Origin of the sequence: Pelagibius sp. Alg239-R121 (assembly GCF_947331435.1) — a bacterium.
Taxonomy (GTDB): Bacteria; Pseudomonadota; Alphaproteobacteria; order Kiloniellales; family Kiloniellaceae; genus Denitrobaculum.
The window spans coordinates 806323-828659 of the sequence record NZ_CAMZOF010000001.1; the positions used below are offsets into that span (position 1 = coordinate 806323).

The 22337-nt window shown below is 58.8% G+C and carries 17 protein-coding genes; 4 read left to right on the forward strand and 13 right to left on the reverse strand.

Annotation, left to right across the window (positions count from 1 at the left end):
• Nucleotides 1–110 precede the first annotated feature (110 nt).
• Nucleotides 111–1322: a Xaa-Pro peptidase family protein gene (locus QMZ18_RS03510; protein ID WP_282604839.1), complete on the forward strand. Its 1212-nt coding sequence runs from the start codon at nt 111–113 to the stop codon at nt 1320–1322.
• Between the two features lie 44 nt (nt 1323–1366).
• On the opposite strand, the gene QMZ18_RS03515 is transcribed toward QMZ18_RS03510, so the two are convergent.
• The 3 genes from QMZ18_RS03515 to QMZ18_RS03525 form a co-directional block, all read right to left on the reverse strand.
• Nucleotides 1367–1876 (reverse strand): PAS domain-containing protein, encoded by a 510-nt coding sequence (locus tag QMZ18_RS03515; RefSeq protein WP_282604840.1) that lies wholly within the window; start codon nt 1874–1876, stop codon nt 1367–1369.
• A 418-nt stretch (nt 1877–2294) separates the two neighbouring features.
• Entirely contained in the window at nt 2295–2726 is a 432-nt protein-coding gene (locus QMZ18_RS03520; RefSeq protein ID WP_282604841.1) for a PAS domain-containing protein, read from the reverse strand.
• A 198-nt stretch (nt 2727–2924) separates the two neighbouring features.
• Nucleotides 2925–3095: a hypothetical protein gene (locus tag QMZ18_RS03525; RefSeq protein WP_282604842.1), complete on the reverse strand. Its 171-nt coding sequence runs from the start codon at nt 3093–3095 to the stop codon at nt 2925–2927.
• Nucleotides 3096–3509: 414 nt separating this feature from the next.
• Between QMZ18_RS03525 and QMZ18_RS03530 the strand changes: the two genes are divergently transcribed.
• Complete coding sequence (locus QMZ18_RS03530; protein ID WP_282604843.1) at nt 3510–8357, forward strand: NAD-glutamate dehydrogenase; 4848 nt, start codon at nt 3510–3512, stop codon at nt 8355–8357.
• A 63-nt stretch (nt 8358–8420) separates the two neighbouring features.
• Here the strand turns inward: QMZ18_RS03530 and QMZ18_RS03535 are convergent, their stop codons facing one another.
• Nucleotides 8421–8735, reverse strand: a complete 315-nt coding sequence (locus QMZ18_RS03535) for a YbjQ family protein (RefSeq protein WP_282604844.1) — start codon at nt 8733–8735, stop codon at nt 8421–8423.
• 60 nt (nt 8736–8795) lie between these two features.
• On the reverse strand, nt 8796–9128 hold the full coding sequence (locus QMZ18_RS03540) for a dATP/dGTP pyrophosphohydrolase domain-containing protein (RefSeq protein ID WP_282604845.1): 333 nt from the start codon (nt 9126–9128) through the stop codon (nt 8796–8798).
• 143 nt (nt 9129–9271) lie between these two features.
• Between QMZ18_RS03540 and QMZ18_RS03545 the strand changes: the two genes are divergently transcribed.
• A complete protein-coding gene (locus QMZ18_RS03545) occupies nt 9272–10597 on the forward strand; it encodes an MFS transporter (RefSeq protein WP_282604846.1) in 1326 nt (441 codons plus the stop codon).
• A 132-nt stretch (nt 10598–10729) separates the two neighbouring features.
• On the opposite strand, the gene QMZ18_RS03550 is transcribed toward QMZ18_RS03545, so the two are convergent.
• A complete protein-coding gene (locus tag QMZ18_RS03550) occupies nt 10730–10996 on the reverse strand; it encodes a hypothetical protein (protein WP_282604847.1) in 267 nt (88 codons plus the stop codon).
• Nucleotides 10997–11145: 149 nt separating this feature from the next.
• On the opposite strand from QMZ18_RS03550, the gene QMZ18_RS03555 reads away from it, so the two are divergent.
• Entirely contained in the window at nt 11146–12063 is a 918-nt protein-coding gene (locus tag QMZ18_RS03555; RefSeq protein ID WP_282604848.1) for a LysR family transcriptional regulator, read from the forward strand.
• A gap of 59 nt (nt 12064–12122) precedes the next feature.
• Here the strand turns inward: QMZ18_RS03555 and purH are convergent, their stop codons facing one another.
• The 7 genes from purH to htpX all read right to left on the reverse strand — a co-directional run bounded on the left by purH (nt 12123) and on the right by htpX (nt 22278).
• Nucleotides 12123–13712 (reverse strand): bifunctional phosphoribosylaminoimidazolecarboxamide formyltransferase/IMP cyclohydrolase, encoded by a 1590-nt coding sequence (gene purH, locus QMZ18_RS03560; protein WP_282604849.1) that lies wholly within the window; start codon nt 13710–13712, stop codon nt 12123–12125.
• A 239-nt stretch (nt 13713–13951) separates the two neighbouring features.
• A complete protein-coding gene (locus QMZ18_RS03565; RefSeq protein ID WP_282604850.1) occupies nt 13952–15928 on the reverse strand; it encodes a nucleoside-diphosphate sugar epimerase/dehydratase in 1977 nt (658 codons plus the stop codon).
• A 196-nt stretch (nt 15929–16124) separates the two neighbouring features.
• The gene (locus QMZ18_RS03570; RefSeq protein ID WP_282604851.1) at nt 16125–17168 is read right to left on the reverse strand and encodes a glycosyltransferase family 4 protein; all 1044 of its coding nucleotides are present in this window, start codon (nt 17166–17168) and stop codon (nt 16125–16127) included.
• A 66-nt stretch (nt 17169–17234) separates the two neighbouring features.
• The gene (locus QMZ18_RS03575; protein ID WP_282604852.1) at nt 17235–19049 is read right to left on the reverse strand and encodes a heparinase II/III family protein; all 1815 of its coding nucleotides are present in this window, start codon (nt 19047–19049) and stop codon (nt 17235–17237) included.
• Nucleotides 19049–19717, reverse strand: coding sequence for a ribulose-phosphate 3-epimerase (rpe, locus tag QMZ18_RS03580; RefSeq protein WP_282604853.1), 669 nt, complete (start codon nt 19715–19717; stop codon nt 19049–19051). Before rpe ends, QMZ18_RS03575 begins: the two co-directional genes overlap by 1 nt.
• Nucleotides 19718–19919: 202 nt before the next feature.
• Nucleotides 19920–21320 carry a 16S rRNA (cytosine(967)-C(5))-methyltransferase RsmB gene (gene rsmB, locus QMZ18_RS03585; RefSeq protein ID WP_282604854.1) on the reverse strand — a complete coding sequence of 467 codons (1401 nt, stop codon included), beginning with the start codon at nt 21318–21320 and terminating at the stop codon, nt 19920–19922.
• Between the two features lie 121 nt (nt 21321–21441).
• Nucleotides 21442–22278 carry a zinc metalloprotease HtpX gene (gene htpX / locus QMZ18_RS03590; protein ID WP_282605592.1) on the reverse strand — a complete coding sequence of 279 codons (837 nt, stop codon included), beginning with the start codon at nt 22276–22278 and terminating at the stop codon, nt 21442–21444.
• Nucleotides 22279–22337: the final 59 nt, after the last annotated feature.

The window sequence follows — 22337 nt, forward strand, 5'->3', positions numbered from 1 at the left end:
ATCGTCCCGACCTCTGGACGCGCTGAAGCAAAAAGGCGGCGGCATTGACCGTGTCAGCAGAGCGGCGCGAGGAATAGCATGCCTGCACTTTAATCCGGAGGCCGCAATTTATGGAGTTCGTCGCACCGCCAGCGCCTGATGAAAATGCGCTCCGCCTCGGGCGTCTCGCACGTCTGCGTGCCAGCCTGCGGGAATTCGATGTTCCCGCTGTGGTGTTGCACGACCCGCACAATGTGCGCTATGCGACGGGTGCGCGAAACATGATCCCCTTCCTACTGCGCAATCCAGCGCGCTATGTCTTCGTACCCCAGGAGGGGCCCGTCGTCCTTTTTGAATTCGAGGGCTGCGAGCACCTGGAAAAAGACAACCCGGCCATCGACGAAATCCGCATTTCCAAAACCGTGTCCTATGTCGCACGCGGGCCGTTAATGGCAGAGACGGCAAAGGCCTGGGCCGACGACATTGCCGGGCTGATGCGCAGCCATTGCCCCGGCGAACAACGGATCGGACTGGAGCGTATCGATTCGGGGGCTGTTGCCTGCCTGCGCGATGCCGGATTCGAAATCCTTGATGCTCAGCACCCAGTCGAGCGGGCGCGCTCAATCAAGACACCCGAGGAGATCATCTGTTCGAAGCGATCAGTGGCCTGCGTGATGACCGGCGAATGGAAACTACGCGACGCCATCCGGCCCGGGATCAGCGAGAACGAACTCTGGTCGGTGCTCCACAGCCATGTCATTGCCAATAACGCCGATTACATCGAAACCAGGCTGTTGACATCGGGGGAGCGGACGAACCCCTGGTTCCAGGAGACCGGGACCAGGCTCCTCAATGCCGGCGAAATCGTGGCGCACGACACGGACGTTGTCGGCCCCCATGGTTACTATGCAGACTTTTCACGCTCTTTCCTTTGCGGAGACGGTTTGCCGAGCGTGGCGCAGAAGACATTGTACCGTTTGGCTTTTGAGCAGATTCATCACAACATGGAGCTGATCAAGCCAGGCCGCAGCTTTCGCGAGATCACCGAGGCCGCCTGGGTTATTCCGGAAGCTTTCTATGCCCGGCGCTATTACCTGCTCATGCACGGAACCGGCCTGACCGGTGAATACCCCTATATTGTTCAGGATGCGGACTATGATGCCGGTGTGAACTATGACGGCGTTATCGAGACGAACATGATTCTCTCCGTCGAGAGCTATATTGGACACGAAGAGGGTGGAGAGGGCGTCAAGCTGGAACAACAGGTGCTGGTGACCGAAAACGGGATCGAACTGATGAGTGATTTTCCGTTTGAAGATGGGTTTTTATCAGCCGAGATCTGAAGCCGGCCCGGCGAACTTGCGAACCGGTGAAACAGACTCTTGGGTCAGATTTCGGGATTACCGTCTTCGTCGAAGAAGACCGCAAAACCGAGTAAATGGTCGACGAAGGTATCGTAAGCACCAAGCGGTAACAGAACCCTCTGAAAGCGTGTGGCAACACCTGAAGGGCGCCAGGTTGCGCGGCCATCGCGGAACACGGGCTGGTGGTGTTTGCAGCACAGTTCGACGTCGAGGTGAAAGTCCCGGCCGGAGTCATAAGGGATGAACTCGCTGACTTTCTGACCGGTGACTTCACGCCCATAGACCTCGCGAAAGCGGGTTCCGGCGACCCGCACGATGAAATCGTGATTCGGCTCTCGTTCCAACAGATAAGTGGTTGGGAGCAGTCGCGGAAAGTCCATCGGATCCACATCGCCGCGCGCCGGCAAAGCCCTCCGGCCGCGATGTTCATCCCAGTACTGGAGTGCCCAACACAGTGATTCATTCGCTTGTTCCGGAAGTTTATCCGAAACCAGATTATCCGCCGTATCACTTGTGACAGTGACGGAATACATCGCTTGTTTCCTTATTTTTCTCTTCTCGACGCTTTCCGATCACATCGTCATGCCAGTTCGACGCAAACAGTTTTTCGCGATCTCCTCCCGCTGACACGGGGTCGATAACCAGCACTTGTATACCGAGTTCTTCTTGGCTAAGTACCGGTTGTAAAATAGTTATTCTGCCTTTCATTTAAGTTGGTGCCAGCGTCAGCCTAATTCCATGGCCAATCCAAAGCTAGGCCCAATCCGTTGTATAGTTTCACAAACTTTCATCGAGTTGGGAAAATAGTCCCTTGGAGCTGCCATGGTGAACTTTCGATCGCGCAGGTTCGGCCGGGCATTCCTGACGCCAGAATTGCACTGAAAGACTTTTGCTCGAGCGATCCCGAAGTCCCTGCCGTCCCACTGCTGTTTCGGATACCTCATTGAGTGCTCACTTTTCGAAATGCATTACGCCGGCGATGGATTGAACCTCCACACCGTTGTCTGACAGCGGAAGGATCAGGCGCTGATATTGCTTCATGTCATCTGTATCGATCGTGTGGATTGTGTTGCGTGTGTAGACAGCTGCGTGGCTGTCAATACAGAGCACATGCTCTTCCAAGGTTTCCGCCAGAATTTGTCCATCGAGCAGTTCTGCCAGACTTTGGCCCTTTATCTGCCCGCCGTAGCGGCGATTGACGGCCTCGCCCACGAGCCGGAAACGAAAGTCGTTTTTTTCCACATCGAGCAGCAGGATGTAGGGAAGAAGCTGCGGAATCGAAAGAGGGTCGATTGCATTCCGGCCCGGAATCCGGCTGTCCTCGCAAAGTGAACGCCAGTAGTCGAGCATCCGCGTCAGTTTCTTATCGGCGGTTTCGGGCAAAGACTCTCCAGTGCCAATGACCTGCAGTGTCCTTTTCTGGCTAAGACGTCGTCCGGAAAAGCGCAGACCTGTCCGATCCTGTCGTGTGTTTTCCACCCCGTCAGACTACCACATTTTTTAGAACACGCATCATTTTAACACCTATGAGCTGTGTTTACGCGCCTACATCAGGGACTGCGTGACCTTCTTCCGATTTGGTCAGTGTGGTGCCGAAACCAGGAAGTAGAGAACACCCAAGCCAACAGCCACCGTCCCGGTGGCAAAGGTCACAATAAAGGTAGCGACCGACTGCCAGGACTGCCTGGAGTGATGGCCGGTCTTGCCGGTGGCGCGAATGGAGAGCCCCGTGCTGTGTTCTACTTCGCTCATAGCCTGTTCGACCAATTGCTGCCCTATGGATGGCATGTCTCATCGGAGGACAAGCCAATAGAGCTCGTTGCTGCAGGGTTTCTGCCAAGGCCCTGGATATTGCTCACAGCCGACTGTGCAGAGCTGGATCAGGACCTCTGTTCCGATGCCATTAAAGCGGAATAGACTTAAAATCTGGTTTAGCGTCGAAGGCGGGGAAGGACCGGCTTTTGATCTGAGTAGTCACTGATCGCTGTCGGCCTCACAAAAATTTGTCAAACAACCGGGCTCTGCCGACGAAGTATCCCGCAAAATTCATTTATTTCCGATAGCTACTCCCCATTAACCAAAGAATACTATAGCCTCAAACGAGGTGACACGAACAATCGGCCGCAATTGAGTAAAGCAGCCAGAATTCCGGGGGGGATCGCGAAAATGGCAAGTCATGCCGAAGAGCACAAATCGGAACTTATTGAGACGCTCTGTGAACGCGCACGTAAACGTCTCGATGCCAAGCGGTCGGAAGACGCGGTACGCTTTCTCAAACAGTTTTATGCCCATGTCGCGCCGGACGACATTCTTGGCGAGTCGGTAGACAACCTTTATGGCGCCGCCCTGTCGTTGTGGGGGCAGGCATCCCAACGCAAACAAGGTGAGGCGAAGGTCAGGGTCTATAATCCTAGGCCCGAGGAATACGGCTGGAAGTCGTCCCATACGGTTGTTGAAATCATCAATGACGACATGCCGTTTTTGGTGGATTCGATCACCGCCGCCATCGGTCTGCTCGAAGCCGAAGTGTTTCTCGTCATCCATCCTATCATCCGTGTCGAACGTGACGCCAAGGGCAAGCTGAAGAAGCTCTTTGACGATATCGAAGGTGACAACCGCGAATCAGTCATGCAGCTGCAGATCAGCGAACAGCCCTCAGAGCAGCAAAGCGAGTTTCGGGAGCGTCTGGAACAGGTGCTCGCCGACGTGAGAGTTGCGGTTGACGACTGGCAGCCCATGCGCGGACAGATGGAAGACATTATTTCCGATCTGGAGAAAAATCCGCCCTCAATTCCCAAAGCCGAGATCGAGGAAGGGATCTCCTTTCTGAAATGGCTGAACGACGACCACTTTACCTATCTCGGGTACCGCGAGTACCGCTTTGAGGGCCGAGGTAAAAAGGCCGTGTCAAAGGTTTTGGACGAAGTCGGTCTCGGGGTTCTACGCGACAATTCGGTTCAGGTATTCGATGGCCTCCGTAATCTCGGTAGCTTGCCCGCGGAAATACAAGACTTCGTGAAAAAGTCCGATCTGCTGCGGGTAACCAAGGCCAACAGCCGCTCCAGCGTTCACCGGGCCGTGCATATGGACACTGCCGCGATCAAGGTGTTCGACGCGAAGGGCAAGGTAGTCGGCGAACGTCTGTTCATCGGCCTCTTCACATCCGTCGCCTATTCCCGGTCACCGCGTGATATTCCGCTGCTGCGCACCAAGGTCGATACCCTGATCGAGCGTTCCGGGTTTTCGCCCGGCAGTCATGACGGCAAGGCCCTGACTCATATCCTGGAGAGCTATCCGCGCGACGAATTGTTCCAGATCACGGAAGACGAGCTTCTGGGTACCGCGATGGGCGTGCTTCATCTGCAGGAGCGGCAGCGCATTGCACTTTTCCTGAGGCGTGATCCCTTTGAACGCTTTGTCTCTTGTCTGGTTTACGTGCCGCGCGACCGCTACGACAGTGCTTTGCGGCTTCGGATGCAGAACATCGTTTCCGAGGCTTTCAGTGGCTCTATCACCGCCTTCTACACGCACTTGACCGATGAGGCTCTGGCGCGGCTGCACATCATCGTGAAAACCACGCGCGGTGAGATCCCCGACGTCGATCATGGAACGTTGGAACGCAAGCTCGCAGAAGCTGGCCGCTCCTGGGTCGACCGCCTCGAAGAGGCCTTGATCGAAGATCGGGGCGAAGAGCGCGGTATCCGGAGCCTGCGCCGCTTCTCCAAAGCCTTTCCGGCCAGCTACCAGGATCATTTCAACGAACACGATGCGGCTTTCGACGTAAAGCGCATCGACGAGGCGCAAGACAGCGGCGGTCTCGCTATGAATGTTTACCGGCCGCTGGAGGCCGAAGCGCACCGGCTGCATTTTAAGCTCTATATTGCGGACCAGCCGGTTCCGCTGTCCGACGTTCTGCCGATGCTGGAGAACATGGGGCTGAAGGTAATCAGCGAGAATCCCTATAAGATTCACCCCGCCAAGTCCGACAATCCGGTCTGGATGCATGACTTTCAGATGGTCACGCAGGATGGCGATGAAATCGACATTCCTTCGGTTAAACGTGCCTTCCACGAAGCCTTTGCCAAGGTCTGGCGCGGCGATATGGAAAACGACGGTTTCAACAGGCTCGTACTGAAGGCAGAGTTGACGGCAAGAGAGCTGACGATCCTGCGCGCCTACTGTAAATATCTGCGGCAGGCACAGATCCCTTTCAGCCAGAGCTATATGGAAGAGACTCTCGCCGGGAATCCAAAAATAACCCGGCTGCTTGTCGATCTGTTCCAGACCCGGTTCGGACAAGAAGGTGGCGCCGCCCAGAGTGACGAAACCCGGGATGCCGAGGCCGACTCAATAGTCGAGCGCATACACGGACTGTTGGATCAGGTCAGCAACCTGGACGAAGACCGGATCATCCGTCGCTTCCTTAACTGCATCGAATGCACGCTGCGGACAAATTTTGCCCAAACGGCAGAGGACGACGAGCCCAAAAGTTATCTCTCCTTCAAGTTCGACTCGCGCAACATAGATGAATTGCCGTTGCCCCGGCCGTTCCGGGAGATCTTCGTCTACAGCCCGCGCATTGAGGGCGTGCACCTGCGTTTCGGCATGGTGGCACGCGGCGGCCTGCGTTGGTCCGACCGGCGCGAGGACTTCCGGACCGAGATCCTAGGCCTGGTCAAGGCGCAGCAGGTCAAGAATGCTGTGATCGTGCCGGTTGGCTCAAAGGGTGGTTTCGTCGTCAAACAACCGCCGGCAGCCGATGCGGGCCGGGAAGCTTTCCTGGCTGAAGGCATTGAATGCTACAAGACCTTCATTCGCGGACTGCTGGACATTACTGACAATCTGCAGACCGGCGAGCTGGTGCCACCCGAGGCGGTGGTCAGGCGCGATGCTGACGACCCATACCTCGTGGTGGCGGCAGACAAGGGAACCGCGACCTTCTCGGATATCGCGAACGGCGTGTCGATCGATTACGGATTCTGGCTCGACGATGCTTTCGCATCGGGCGGATCTGTCGGCTATGACCATAAAAAAATGGGCATCACGGCACGTGGAGCATGGGAATCGGTCAAGCGGCATTTCCGTGAGCTCGGCAAGGACACTCAGAGCGAAACCTTTACCTGCATCGGCGTCGGCGACATGTCCGGCGATGTCTTCGGCAACGGCATGTTGTTGTCCGAACAGATCAAGATGGTTGCCGCGTTCAACCATATGCACATCTTCGTTGACCCTGATCCGAACCCGGCAAAGTCGTTTGCTGAGCGCAAACGCCTGTTTGAGCTGCCGCGCTCGGCCTGGACCGACTATAACGAGAAGCTGATCTCGAAAGGCGGCGGCATCTTCGACCGATCAGCGAAGTCACTGCCGATCTCGCGCGAGATGAAGGCATTGTTCGAAATCGACGAGGACAGCCTGACGCCAATCGAACTGCTACGCGCTATCTTGAAATCTGAGGCGGAGCTCCTCTGGTTTGGCGGTATCGGTACGTACGTGAAGTCGAGTATGGAAACCAACGCCGATGCCGGCGACCGTGCGAACGACGCCCTGCGCATCAATGCAAAGGAACTGCGCTGCAAGGTGATCGGTGAGGGTGCCAACCTCGGCATGACCCAGCGGGCGCGGATCGAATACGCCCAGCATGGCGGGCGCAGCAATACCGACTCCATCGACAACTCGGCCGGTGTCGATTGTTCCGACCATGAGGTGAACATCAAGATCCTGCTGGGCGATATCGAGCAGTCCGGCGATATGACTCGCAAGCAACGAGACAAGCTTCTGGAGAAGATGACCGATGAGGTCGCGGAGCTGGTGCTTCGGGACAACTATCTGCAGACTCAGGCGATTACGGTGACGGCAGGCCTGGGCGCGCATCTGCTGGACCGCTTCGCCCGTTATATGCGGGTGTTGGAAAAGCAGGGCGATCTCAATCGCGCGATCGAATACCTGCCGGACGACGAAACGATCGGCGAACGCCTCAAACAGGGCGCGGGCCTGACCCGGCCGGAGCTTTCGGTCCTGCTGTCTTATGCCAAGATCACGCTCTACGAGGAAATCCTGGCATCCGACCTGCCGGATGATGCCTACATGGCCGGCGCCCTGATCGAGTACTTCCCCAAGATTTTGGGTAAGGAGTATGCCGAAGCTATCTCGCGGCATCGCCTGCGCCGGGAAATCATCGCGACCGTGGTGACCAACGACATGGTCAACCGGGTCGGCATCACCTTTGTTCACGAGGTGAAAGAAAAGACGGGGATGCCGGCAGCCGACATCGCCCGGGCCTACAACATCGCCTGCGAAGTCTTCGGCCTGCGCGATCTGTTCCAACAGATCGAGGTGCTGGACAATCAGGTGCCTGCTGAACTTCAGGCGGAAATGCTGGTCGAAGTCGGCCGTCTGATCGAGCAGGGTACGGTGTGGTTCCTGCGCAACGGCGAGCACCCGCTCGACATCGAAAAGAACATCAAGGTCTACGGCAAGTCGCTCGGACAGCTGATTTCCGATCTGAAGGTCATGTTGTCACTGGAGGCCCGGCGTCAGCTCAGTGTGCGGACTAAGGACTATCGCAGTAAGGGCGTTCCGGAGGAACTCGCAGGCCGGGTTGCAAGCCTGGCACTGCTGGTGCCGGCTGGCGATATCGTTTCGGCGGCACAGCGCACGAAGCTGCCGGTCGAACAGGCCGGGATGACCTACTTCGCGATCGGAGACCGCTTCGGCTTCGACTGGCTGCGCCGCGCTGCACGCCGCCTGCCCAGCGATTCCGCCTGGGACAAGTTGGCGGTCACGGCGATCGTCGATGATCTCTATGGGCATCAGAGTGCCTTGACGACCAGCGTCCTCGATGCGGACAAAAAATCCGCCGAGGCTGCAGAGGTCATCAACACCTGGGCTGCCGCCCGCCGGCCCATCGTTGCACGGACGGAACAGTTGCTGGCGGAGTTGAACGCCGCCGGTAATCCGGATCTGGCGATGCTTGCCGTGGCAAACCGGCAGCTTAAGTCGCTGGTGTCGGGCTGAAGGTGTTATAGGGGAGTGTGCCGGTCCGGGTTTCAACCCGGATCGGCGTTACCACGAGCGACGCTATTCAATGCGGACAGCGGTGCCGTTGGCGCTGACCATCAGCATCGAATCGCCCACGGTTTCGTAGTCCAGGTCGACGCCGATAACAGCATTTGCGCCTAATTCCTGAGCCTGTTCCACCATGTCTTCCATCGCGTGTTCCTTGGCGCCGCGCAGAGCTTTTTCGTATCCGCCCGCGCGACCACCGACCACGTCGCGAATTCTGGCGAAAAAATCCCGGAAGAAGTTGGCGCCGACAATGGCGTCGCCGCTGACGATACCCATGTAAGCGACGACGCGTTTGCCTTCGATTGAATCCGTGGTGACGATCTGCATGGCGTGGTTCCTTTTGAACGTACTGGGTAACGATAAGTCTAATTTTATCTGAGGCGGCGGTTAAAGCGTTTCGACGTGCTGCCCTGTGCCGTCTCCTGCGCGAATCCATTTCCGCGCCCGGTTGACGGCCATCTTTCGCGCAACGGATTCGTTAAGATCATAACCCAGATCCTCGGCCAACCGGTAAAGCAGGATCATGACATCCGCGGTTTCCATCGCGGCTTCCGGCGGCTGGCCTGCGCTCACCGCCTCTGCGAGCTCAGCGAGTTCTTGTTGCGCGCGGGTTACCAAGTCGATCGGATTTTTCGCAAGTCCGAAAGTTGCCTGACCCCAGGCGGCAATACTCGCTTGATTTTCCGAAGTGATCGGAGACTGGTCTCGAGAGGCTGACATATTGATCCTTGTCGTTTTTGCCGGCATTTGCGATCTAATGACTGCCGGTTGTGCAAAAGCGAATCCTTTACCCACGCCGTCAGGCCGATTCGAAAATACAATATAGATCGCACCCCATCAGTTGATCCAGCAAAGGGAAATCGATGGCCGAAGATAGACTGCAGGACGGGCAGGCCGCTACCGACGCAGAAGACTCCCGCTGGAAGGCGAGCTCCACGGCTCTGGTGGCCTGGTGTTTTTTCGATTGGGCCAACTCAGCATTTCCGACCGTGATCGTGACCTTCGTCTTCGCCAACTACTATGCCTCGGCGCTCGCGGCTTCGCCCGAGGAGGCGACGAAAGAGTGGGGCATGGCCATTAGCCTGTCCGGTCTGGCGATTGCGATTCTGGCTCCGATTTTCGGTGCACTGGCCGATCAGGGCGGCCCACGCAAACCCTGGCTCTTTGTCTTTACGGTGATCTGCATCGCCTGCGGTTTCTCGCTCTGGACGGTCGCACCCGAGCTTTCCTTTGCGGCACGCGCCTTGATCCTCGTGGGCATTGCCAATGCAGCCTTTGAGCTTGGGCAGGTGTTCTATAACGCCATGCTGCCCGAATTGGCGCCGGTACAAAAGCTGGGGCGTCTGTCGGGTTGGGCCTGGGGTCTGGGATATGGAGGCGGGTTGGTCTGCCTGGTTCTGTGCCTTGTCCTGCTGATTCGTCCGGAACAGCCGCTGTTCGGACTGGACAAATCGGCTGCAGAACATGTGCGCGCGACGGGCCCGCTGGTTGCGATCTGGTTTGCGGTTTTCGCCCTACCGCTGTTTCTTTTGACACCCGACCGGAAATCCAGCGGCCTGTCCTCGGGTGAGGCAATCCGGCGCGGGCTGCGCCTGCTGGTAAAAACCCTGCGCGAATTGCCAAGCCATGGACAGATCGGCCGGTTTCTGCTGGCGCGTATGATCTACATCGACGGCCTGAATACGCTGTTTGTGTTTGGCGGGATCTATGCAGCCAGCAAGTTCGGAATGGACACGGGCGAAATCCTGATTTTTGCAATCCTTCTGAACATCACCGCCGGCATCGGGGCGGCGGGCTTCGGCTGGATCGACGACTGGATCGGGGCAAAGCGCACCATCATGATCTCGGTTGTCTGTCTAACTCTTCTCTGTGGTTGGATTCTGGTGGTCGACAGCAAGGTTTGGTTCTATGCCCTGGGCTGTGCGATCGGCGTCTTTATGGGGCCGACCCAGTCGGCGAGCCGCTCAATGATGGCCCGCCTGGCGCCGGCGCACCTTAGAACCGAAATGTTTGGTCTCTTCGCTTTTTCGGGAAAGGCGACGGCTTTTGTCGGGCCGGCACTGGTGGGCTGGATCACGGTTTGGACAAACAGCCAGCAAGCGGGTATGGCGGTGATCCTGGTGTTCTTTGTGCTGGGACTCCTGATCCTCGCGCCGCTTAAGGAATCGCTGTCCAGCTATAAGACGTAAAGGCCGTGGCAGGCTTTTCATAGAATCAGCGAAAAGCGCTCACGGTCTAAAAGCAGGTTGGGTGGAGCGTAAACAGCCCTACAAAGCAGGTTACAGACGGATCCTCCTGAAGATCCGCCCATTGTCTTGGTGTCAGGATTTGCGTCCACCACTGAAGAGTGGTGTGAAGAGCCAAGTGTGAATTGCATCTCCGATCGCCGTAGCTAAACGAGGTAGGCGTGCCGTCAGTTGTATCAGATGGCGGACGCCTTTAAAGAGCGCAGCACTGCGGGCTTCGTGGGCACGGCGCACATACCGCACCATATCCCGGTCAATGTTATTCAGCGTGGCGTGAAATGCAGGATCGTTCGGCCCTAAGGCAGGCTGACGGTTTCTGTGCGCGTGGAACGTCGAATTCATGGCTCGAAACTCCTTAATGTGCTCCTTAGTGAGACGGAAGCTGGGGGTGTTGTTCAGTGATAAGAAGATAGATGCGATCCATTCTGTTGATAATACATTCGTTTTGAATATAATCTGTGCCTTGTATTCATAAATACAAAGCGAATGCTATGGACAACGTTAGTGAGATGGATGTCTTTGTCAGGGTCGTGCAGTCCGGCAGTTTCTCGGCGGCAGCCCGGTCCCTGGATCTGACCCCTTCGGCGATCAGCAAGCAGATCGGCCGTCTCGAAGACCGGCTCGGTGCGCGCTTATTCAACAGGACGACGCGGCGTCTGAACCTGACTGAGGCGGGAACAGGCTTTCACGAACGGTGCCGGCAGATACTTTCTGACATCGAAGAGGCTGAGCAGGCCGTCGCCGATTTGCTCTCCACCCCACGCGGAACCTTGAAGCTGGCTTTACCTGCGGCCTTTGGAAAGTTGCATGTTGCACCTGTTCTTGCCGGTTATTTGCAGCGTTATCCTGACATGCGGATCGATCTGAATCTGAACGACCGCCTGATCGACATTTTGGCAGAGGGAATGGACCTGGCGATCCGGATCGGAGATCTGTCGGACTCAAGCCTGATCGCCCGCCGGCTGGCACCCAACCGGCGCGTGGTTTGTGGCGCGCCGGCGTACTTTTCGGGTAGCCGGCCACCCGAAAAACCCCAGGACCTGATTGCCCATAACTGTCTGGTTTACACTTACCGGGCCTCGCGCAACGACTGGCATTTTGACGGTCCAGAGGGTCATGAAACGGTGCAGGTTTCCGGAAACCTGGAGGCCAACTCAGCAGAGGCGCTGCAATCGGCTGTTCTGTCGGGAGTGGGAATCGGTTTGCTGCCGATGTGGTTGATTGGCGCTGATCTCAAGGCCGGGCGCATGATCGAAGTGTTGTCCGAGTACCATGTACCGGACAGTGCGGTTTATGCAGTCTACCCGCCGGGCCGCCATCTGTCGCCGAAGGTACGCAGTTTCGTTGACTACTTGGCGGAACACTTCGCGCACGGTCTGGACTGGCTCGACGACACGCCGAGGGAATAGATTGAGATGCCTCGATAGGGGGCGACGACCAAGGCCATCAAGGAATAGGAGTTCCCAACCTAGTGACGGAAGTGACGCATCCCGGTAAAGACCATCGCAAGTCCCGCTTCATCGGCGGCGGCGATGACTTCGTCGTCGCGCATTGAGCCGCCCGGCTGAATGACCGCCTTGGCGCCGGCGTCGACCGCTGCCATTAACCCGTCGGCGAAAGGGAAGAAGGCGTCAGAGGCCACCACCGCGCCGATGGTCGCAGGCTCGGACAGGCCGGCCGCTTCGGCGGCTTCCCGGGCTTTCCAGGCTGCGATGCGCGAGGAATCGACCCGGCTCATCTGGCCTGCGCCAATGCCTACCGTCGCACCTTCTCGTGCGTAGACGATCGCGTTGGATTTCACATGTTTTGCCACACGGAAGGCGAAGACCATGTCTGCAAGCTCCTTCGCGTCGGGGGCGCGCTTGGTGACGACCTTCAAATCCTGCTCGGTGATACGGCCGTTGTCGCGGCTTTGCAGCAGGAAACCTCCAGCCAAAGTTTTGAGAGTCATGCCGGGTGCGGCCGGATCGGGTAAAGCGGAGGTGGTTAGAACGCGGAGATTTTTTTTACCTGCCAGGACTGCGCGCGCGTCGGGATCGACTTCCGGCGCGATCACGACCTCGGCAAAGAGTTCGGCGATCTTCTCAGCTGTGGCCGCGTCGAGCGGCCGGTTCAGGGCGATAATACCGCCGAAGGCACTGACCGGATCGCAACTCAGGGCTTTGACATAAGCCGCATTCAGGTCTTCGCCCATGGCGACGCCGCAGGGATTGGCATGCTTGATGATTGCGACAGCCGGTTGCTCGAATTCGGCGACGAGCTCGAAGGCAGCGTCGGTGTCATTCAGATTGTTATAACTGAGCTCCTTGCCCTGGAGCTGTTGTGCCGTGGCGATGCCCGGGCGCGGCACACCGTCACCTTCGGCACCGCCTACATATAGTGCGGCCATTTGGTGCGGGTTTTCGCCATACCTCAGAACCTGGTTCAAACGACCCGCCTGGGTGCGCTGCAGAGGAAAGGTCTCGCCGCGTTCACCGTCCAGCCACCCGGCGATCATGGCATCGTAGGCAGCGGTGTGCCCAAATGCCTTGGCTGCAAGATCCCGCCGCAATCCATCCGAGGTCACGCCGTTGTTGGCCGAGATATCATCCATGACGGCTTGATAATCCGACGGGTCGGTAACGATCGTCACCGAAGAATGGTTTTTGGCTGAAGCCCGGACCATCGCAGGGCCGCCGATATCGATGTTCTCGATGCAGGTCTCGAAATTTGCGCCCGACGCCAGCGTCGCCTCAAATGGATAGAGATTCACAACGACCAGATCGATCGGGCCGATCGACTGCTCTTCCAGTGCCTGGCGGTGGCTTTCCAGATCCCGCCGCGCAAGAATCCCGCCATGAATTTTCGGGTGCAGCGTTTTCACCCGTCCATCCATGATCTCCGGAAACCCGGTGTGGCTGGAAACATCAGTAACTTTGACGCCGGCATTGCGCAGGGCGCCCGCCGAGCCACCGGTGGAGAGGATTTCGATACCCAGTGCGTCTAGAAAAGCACCCAGCTCGGCGAGACCGGATTTATCGGAAACCGAGAGAAGGGCACGAGTGATCTTGTTGGGCATAGAACGGCTCCAGCGGGTAGATTCCGGGTACCGGCAGCGCATCACGCAAGAGGGCGGCCATCACGGCTTTCTTGAACGGGCCTCGCCAAATAATCGATCGGGGTGTCCATAACCGCGGAGGCCGGGCAGAAGCCGCTGGCCGGTTGCTTGGGTGGGGTTTAGGTGGCTGCCGCCATTACGTCAAGACGCGATATTGCGCTGCAGTATCCCAGCGCCATCCGGACCGCTGATCAGGCTGGTTAAAGCGCAACGACGACCGGGTCCTGGGTTTCCTGGCTGTTCCTGCGGTACTCGGGAACCAGCCTCTGCAGGTGCTGCGAAACGCTGCTCTGGTCGCGCGCCACGGCTATTGTCTCAAGCTCTTCCAGACTGCGTGACAGGAGTTCGAGATTGGTTGTGCGGGGAGAAGCCAGGTGGAGTGACGGGTGGCTGGTTTCGACCAGGGGCTCCTGTTCGTGAAAGAGCTCTTCGTACAGCTTTTCACCCGGACGCAAACCGGTATAGACGATCTTGACGTCCTTGTCGGGACGCAGACCACCGAGGCGGATCATCTGACGCGCCAGGTCGGCGATCTTGATCGGGTTACCCATATCGAGAACATAGATCTTGCCGGCCTCTTCGCTGGGCGCGTTGGCACCCAGGGCCGAGGCTTGAAGCACCAGTTCCACCGCCTCGCGGATGGTCATGAAATAGCGCGTCATCTCGGGATGGGTAACGGTCAAAGGCCCCCCATTTTCAAGCTGGCGCGTGAACAGCGGTACGACCGAGCCAGTCGAGCCCAATACGTTTCCGAAGCGCACCGTTATGAAGCGGGTACCGGTTCCTCCGCCTGCCGAACCGCCATCTGCGCGCCGGTCGGCAATATCGAGCGCCTGACAGTAATTCTCCGCAAGGCGTTTTGTAGCCCCCATGACGTTCGGCGGATTGATGGCCTTGTCCGTTGAGATCAGGACCATGGCATCGACCCCGTTCCTGCGACAGGCATCCGCGGTATTACGCGTTCCCAGAACGTTGGTCAGGACCCCCTCGACGGGATTGGCCTCGACCATCGGTACATGCTTGAGGGCCGCAGCGTGGAACAGCAATTCAGGCCGTTCCTCGGCCATGATATGGTTTAAGCGGGCAGCATCGCGGACATCGCCCAGCACCGGTCTCTGGCTCATCTCCGGATACTTTTCATGGATCTCCATGTCGATGCCGTAGAGCAGGTACTCCGCATTGTCGAAAAGAATCAGGCGGCTGGGACCGAAAGCAGCGATCTGCCGTACCAGCTCGGAGCCGATCGATCCGCCGGCACCCGTGATCATGATGCGGCGGCCGGCGATCAGCTGACGCATTGCAGCCCGGTCCAGCTTTGCCTGACTTCTGCCGAGGAGATCCTCGATCGCGATCGGCCGGACCTCTATCCCGCTTGAAATGACGCCGTCGGCGTCGGCCACTCGGGTCTTGAAGTCCGTCAGGCGTGGCATCCTGTCAATGTGAAGATCGAACCGCTCGGCGAAACCCAGCAAATCCTGCATGGCTTCCCGGTCCAGCGACTTGGCCAAGACCAGCCGCCTGGGGCGTTGGCCCGTGCGTGCGCTCGCCAGTTCCATGATCTTGTCGAGATCGTTCAGGTGGCCAAGAACCGGTATGTCGTGGATGCTGCGTCCAACCCGTGTGCCGCGGTCGTCGACGACAGCCAGAACCTCGTAGGCACCGTCACGATCGCGCGCCATTTCGCGGATAAAGACTTCGGCGGCATCGCCCGTGCCCACCATCAGGACCGGTACCCGCAAATGTCTGCTGCGCTCCATCAGGTGCCGCATACCCCGGTCCTTGAAGACCCGGTACGCCATGCGCGGGGCGCCAAGCAGGAAAATGAGCACGAACCAGTTGATGATCATTGAAGACCGCGGGATGTCCGCGACGCGCGTCGTCAAAAAGGCGATCGGCAGATAGATCAGCAGCGCCATGGTGACGGCCTTTACGATGGCCGACAGATCGTTCATGGAAGCGTAGCGCCAGATGCCCCGGTAAAGTCCGGTCATCCAGAACACGATTCCGCAGACGGCGATAAAGAGAATCCAGGCCGAAATCAGACGTTCCGAGAGATGTGTCAGGGCTTGATCACCGAGGCGCAAACCCAGGGCGAGCACAAAGGACAACGCCGCCATTGAGACGTCGTGAACGAGTGCCGCCAAAGCACGCGGAAGCCGGTGGGATTTCACTTTCATACGGATGTCATCTACTTGTAGCCAAAAGCTTCGCCTTCACAGTCTGGAACGGCGCGGGAAGCCGGAAATCACTGCCAGATTAACACGAAGAGGACGCCGTAACGCAAGGTTAGGCTGCACGTCTCAAATCTGATCGTTTAGTCAGAATCATTGTGGAACGGGGATTACCCTCTCGTTCTTCGAATGCTGAGGGCATTTACTCGGTTGCCGGTGACCCGCGCTGTGCCGTCAGCGAATAATGGGCGAAGCGATACAGCAACACCGCGACGACCACAACGCCCCCGATAACGGAAAGCCACACGGCCAGGGAGGCCGATGCTACGGAAGCCAGAGCCAGCAACACCAAGGCGGTATTATGAAGCAGGAGGTTGCCGGAAACCCAGCCATGCCCCGCGCCACGCAACAGGGCTTTTTGGTAAAAATGTTCCCTGTGGCCCCGCCAGAGCTTTTCACCTCGGACAGCGCGGCGTCCCAAAGTGATGGTCGCGTCGACGAGATAGTAGAGTGGAAGCAGCAGGGCGGCGGCCCATTGGCCCTCGGCGGCCGCCACCAGAAGCAGCCAGCCGATCAGATAACCGAGTGTTACGCTGCCGACGTCGCCCAGAAAAATCTTCGACGGCGCCCAGTTCCAGATCAGAAAGCCGGCAGCGCAGCCAGCCAGAATCAGGGGATAGGCTGCGTTTGTCAGGTGGTCCTGTATGAGTACGGCCAGCATCGCCAGTCCGAGCCCGATGGAAAGCGTTTCAACACCGGTGATGCCGTCTGCGCCATCCATGAAATTAAAGAGATTGATGAACCAGACCCATGCCAGGCCCTTGAGCAGGTGGTCCGCCCAAGCGGGCAGCAGGCCCTGGAATACTAAAAATGTCTCCGTATCGAAGGCCGTGGCTGCGATTCCGAGACACACCGCGGCAAACTGTACGACGAGCCTGAGAAACACCGGTTGGCTTTTGACATCGTCGAGCCAGGAAACGCCGGCCAGGACCAGGGTCGCCACGATAACGATGAAAAACCCGGGAGGTGCCGTGCCCTCAAGTGTGAAAATCAGAATCCAGGACAGTAGAAGCACTGCCAGGACCGCAAGACCGCCGCCGCGGGGTTTCGGTTGGTCGTGGCTGCTGCGCTCGTTAGGGCGGTCGAAAATACCGTGCTTGACCAGTCCTTTCAGCACCAGCCAAGTTGCCGCCCAGGTTGCAATGGCGGCGAAGGCTGTGGCAAGGATCAGGTCGAAGAGCGTCATCGTGGCGTTATAGACCTTCTACCCGCCTTTGAGCCAGAACCGCTTGCATGCGAATCCGATTACATTTTAACCGGCTTTGTTGACCGCGACGCGTTTGATCGCCCACTTCACAACGAGCATTGGCTCGTCAGCTTCTGTTTCCTGTTCGGCTGCAGCGTCATCTGAGGCACCGATTGCCGCAGCGGGACAACTGACGACGATCTGCTCGCACCGGCGCACCTCGCCGCAGCGGCCGAGATATACGCTTTGTTCAAGCGCGATATCGCCGCCGCGTGCCCGGAATTGCCAGCCGGCGCCCTTGGAAGGCCGCAAAAGAACGTTATCGCCGCTGGCGGCCAGGCTTGCGTTCACGTCTGGGTGCAGGTGAAAGCGCAAGATAACCGGAGAAGAAACCGTGCCTTCAAATCGGTCCTCGCCGCGCAGGTCATCGCCGGAGGCGGACAGGAAAAGCCGCCGGTGATGAACAATCCCGAATGCAGCCGCGTAGCCGTCATGGCTCATGTCGAGCCAGGTGTTTCCATCCACCTCTTCGCGCCGGCAGGCAACGTTCCGCGGTGTTCTGAAGAGGCCCGACTGCGGGCCGAGCTCAGAGGAATTGGTATCGCCCAGCACGGCGGTTGAATGCGCCGCGGTGGAACGCTGGACCCACTGCCAGTTGGGATGGTTGGTCTGGGCGCCACAGTTGACGATCAGGCGCTCGCGCCCGGCGCTCAGTTCAAACGCCAGGGTGCCGGCGTGGGCATGCCGGTCGTAGCCCGGACGCGGCGGACTTCCGGTATCGACGATGACAACACTGCGGCCGGCCTGGAGGCGTTGAAAACCGCTATCCGGAGCGTTTAAAAGGCTTCGCGCTGCGCCGTCCGCGCGCTGCAGCATCATGTCAATCTGCCAGCCGGTATCCTCGTTGCTGCCGTTGAACAGAGCCAGACCGCCGTCGCCATGGCGCAGGAGCCGCAGGATCGGCGCCATATTTTCGATTGCCGTCGCCAGGCTGGCCGGTACGGGCTTTCCGGAGGCGTGCAAGAGCGCCCGAATGTCGATCAGAGCCCGCAAGACTTTCAAATGCCGCGAGGGGCTGCGTTCGATGTGCCCGCCATCTGCCAGAATCTGTTTGCCCAGCTCACGTTCGAGAAGGGCCAGACCGCGATCAAGCCATGCTTCACAGCCGGGAATGCAGGCACCGACACAGATCAGTCCCTGGAGTGCCATGATCAGATCGCAGCCGGCTAATCCACCGGGCAGAACCCGCGAAAGGTGGCGCGCCTGCTGCACCAGACCTTCCAGCAGGCGGTGACGAAATGCGACATCAGCACTTGCGGCGAAGAATTCGTATTGGCCGAGCCAGTTGGTCAGGCGCTGTCCAAGGACGACTGGCTCCCAGGCAGGTGTGCTCCAGCGGTCGTTGGCCGCCAGCCAGGATCCCACCAGATCGCGTGCCCGCCGACGGGCCGCATCGCCGCCGACCGCGCGCAGGTCGCGAAGCCAGAAAAAGCTGTGGAGATCCGAAACCCAGCCTTGCGGTGCACCCGGCGGCCGCCAAAGAGGTGCCGGGTTGCGCAGGGTGCTACCTGCGAAGTGAAAGCTGCCGGCAAGGATCTCGGCGCCTTCGTCGGCGTTACCCGGCCAGGGGTCGGTCGGGCTGAGCCGAACCGCCGTCGGGTTGGGGCCGAACCAGGAAAAACCGAAAGGTGCCAGGCTGAAGAACGGACGCTTGAATTGATACCAGAGCGCAGCAGCGACCTGATCAGCAGGGCGGCGGACAAAATGGCCGAATTCACCTACGCCCTCGACAAGGTTTTGCCGAAGCGAGTCGAAGGTCGAACGGTCACTCTCGCCGTCAGGAGACGCTACTGCGAGACGGCCAACCTGTCCTTTGGTCATCATCCTCCAGTGCCGCGTATTCGGCCGATGTTGGCCGCATAATTGCCGGATCCACCGGCGAAGGTTGCGGTGCCTGCCACCAAAACATCGGCGCCTGCCGAGATAGCGGCCGGCGCCGTGTCGAAGTTGATCCCGCCGTCAACTTCCAGATCTATATCCCGGCCGCTTGCGTCGATCTTACGGCGCAGTGCTTCGATCTTTTTCAGCGCGCCAGGTATGAAGGCCTGACCGCCGAAGCCCGGATTGACGCTCATCACAAGAATCAGATCGAGCTGATCGAGCAAATGATCCACCACATCCACGGGTGTCGCCGGATTCAATGAGACACCCGCTTTTTTGCCAAGTGATTTAATCAGCTGAATTGTCCGATGCGTATGCGGTCCTGCCTCGGGATGTACCGTGATGATATCGGCGCCGGCGTCCGCGAACGCGGGTACAAAGGCGTCGACCGGCGAAATCATCAGATGAACATCGAAAGTTTTACGACTGTGCGGCCGCAGAGCCTTGACCACGTCGGGGCCGATCGTGAGGTTCGGCACGAAGTGGCCGTCCATGACATCGATATGGATATAATCGGCGCCGGCTTCGTCGACGGCGCGTACTTCCTCACCCAATCTGGCAAAATCTGCGGACAGGATCGATGGAGCTATTCGGGTGCCTTGTTGCATGGACTCTTGGTATCAGCATGACTCCGTGCCCGCAAGCACAGCGGTGTGTAAAAGATGGCTCTTTTCGGCGCTTTACACGTGAACGGTGCGCGACCTGCGACATCGCGACGACTCGTGGTGAATCTCTCTTTCAAATGTGGCGGTTCGAAGGCGAGTCCTCCGCCTGGGGCGCTTCCGTAAAAAGGCTCATTCGGGTTCCGATTCAGAGACGCCGAAGCCGGCAGGCGTAGAACCCGTCCATGCCGCCGAGATCGGAAAGAAGACAGGGCAGAGTGCGCAGGTCGCCGTCGGGCGTGATGGCGTTTGCGAGCGCGTCATCCAGTTCGTCGGCGGCCAGAGGAACGCGCTCCAAATCCTTGCGGCTTTCCAGCAAGGCTGCAATGCGCTGCGGTCCTTCCTCGGGTTGGAGCGAGCAGGTTGCGTAGACGATGAGCCCTCCGGGTTTGACCATCTCGACGGAGGCATTCAAAAGGCTGTCCTGAAGTTGCGTCACCGAGGCGATGTCTTCTTCCTGGCGCAACCAGGCGATATCCGGATGCCGCCGCAGGGTGCCCGTGGCGCTGCAAGGCGCATCCAGCAAGACCGCATCGGCGGGCAGTTTGGGGCGCCAATTGATGGCGTTCGCCGCAACGACCTCGGCCGATAGATTCAGGCGGTCCAGGTTTTCGGACAGCCGGCGCAGACGGCTTGCGGAACGATCGACCGCGGTAACTTTGGCGCCGGCCGCTGCGAGCTGTGCGGTTTTCCCCCCGGGGGCCGCACAGAGGTCGACGACTTTCAGGCTCTCGACCTTGCCCAGTAAGCGGGCGGGCAGGGTGGCCGCGGTATCCTGGACCCACCAGTGGCCCCGGTCGTAACCGGGCAAACGCCGGACATCTCCAGCATGTCCCAAACGCACAGAACCACCCGGCAGGAGCTGTGATTCCACGCCGGCGTTGGCCATGCGCGTCACCCAATCACCACTTGCAGTCTTAATGGTCAGATCGAGGGGTGGCTCGGTCAAGGCGGCAGATGCAATCTCGCGCGCTTTGGCTTCGCCGTAGGCATTGCTCCAGGAGAGCCAGAGCCAGTCGGGTGTGTTCAAGCGTGCGGCATCCTGTGCGACAACCAGCTCGCGGCCTTCCCGGTCAAGCCGCCTCAGGATCGCATTGATCAGGCCTTTCTGTCCGGCTGTCCGCGGCGTGGTCGCCAGGGCCAGTGTCGTGCTCAGGGCAGCATGCGGCGGCGTGTCGAGAAAGAGCAGTTGTGCCGTTCCCAGCCGCAGCAGATCTTCGGCCTCAGCGAACTTTGCTTTCAGAGGCCGCTCCAAGCAATGGGCGATAAGAGCATCGATTTGGCCCAGACGGCGCAGGACGGTGGTCGTCAGCAGGCGGACGAAAGCCCGGTCTCTGCCTTCCAGGCGCGGCAGATCCTTGTGGGCATTCAGTGCATCGTCCAGCGGCGTTTCCTGGCGCAGAACCGCGTTCAGGATGGTGGCAGCGATTCGGCGTGGATTGGGTCCACGGCCGGCCTTTGGACCATCAGAGTGCGGTCTTTCCTTGCCGGGCTCGGTGTCGGACCTGCCGTTACGCGTGCTTTTAAAATTTGTTCGTTTGCTTCGCATTGCCGGGGTTTAACATTTCGTCGGCGCAATGAAAGCGGAATCTGCAGGCCAGGCACGGATTAGGCCTGTTTCTTGCCTTCAAGCGCCCAAGAGCCATGCCGGCGAAGGGATCGGTGCCACTTCAGGCCGCGGCCATCGCCCGCAATCGCGCAACACGGTTTGCCGTGCTGGGGTGGGTCGAAAAGAGGTTGTCGATCTTATGTGCATGCAGCGGATTGATGATGAACATATGCGCCGTTGCCGGGTTCCGTTCAGCCTGGACGTTGTCGATGTTCTGAGCCGAGCGGTCGATCTTCTCCAGCGCGGAAGCAAGCCAAAGCGGATTGCCACAGAGTTCTGCGCCAAGACGGTCGGCTTCATATTCCCGCGAGCGGGAAATCGCCATCTGAACCAGGCCGGCAGCCATCGGCGCCAGAAACATCATCGCCAAGCTGCCGACAATGCCGAGCGGGTTGTTCCGATTTCCGCCGAAAAAGAGTGCGAAGTTGGCCAGCATGGAAATCGCGCCGGCAAGTGTCGCTGTGATGGTCATCGTCAGCGTATCGCGGTTTTGGACATGCGCCAGTTCGTGGGCCATGACGCCCGCAACTTCCTGTCCGTTCAGACGCCGCAGCAGGCCGGAAGTGGCGGCAACGGCGGCATTCTCGGGATTGCGGCCTGTGGCGAAGGCATTCGGCTGATCGTTGTCGATCAGATAGACCTTCGGCATCGGCATCTTCGCGTTCTGTGCCAGGCTTTTGATCATGGCGTAAAAGTTGGGCGAGTCCTTGGGGCCGATTTCGCGCGCGCCATACATCCGCAAGACCATCTTGTCCGAATTCCAGTACGCGAAGGCGTTCATGGCGACAGCAATCGCCAAGGCAATCGCCATTCCGGCTTCGCCACCGAGCATAAAGCCGATGCCGAGAAATAGAGCCGTCATGGCGGCCAGTAGCACAGCGGTCTTGGCATAGTTCATTTTGAGGCCGGGCCCTTTCATCTGTTCGTGTACTCCCGACGCTTCTCAGGTAAGGACCG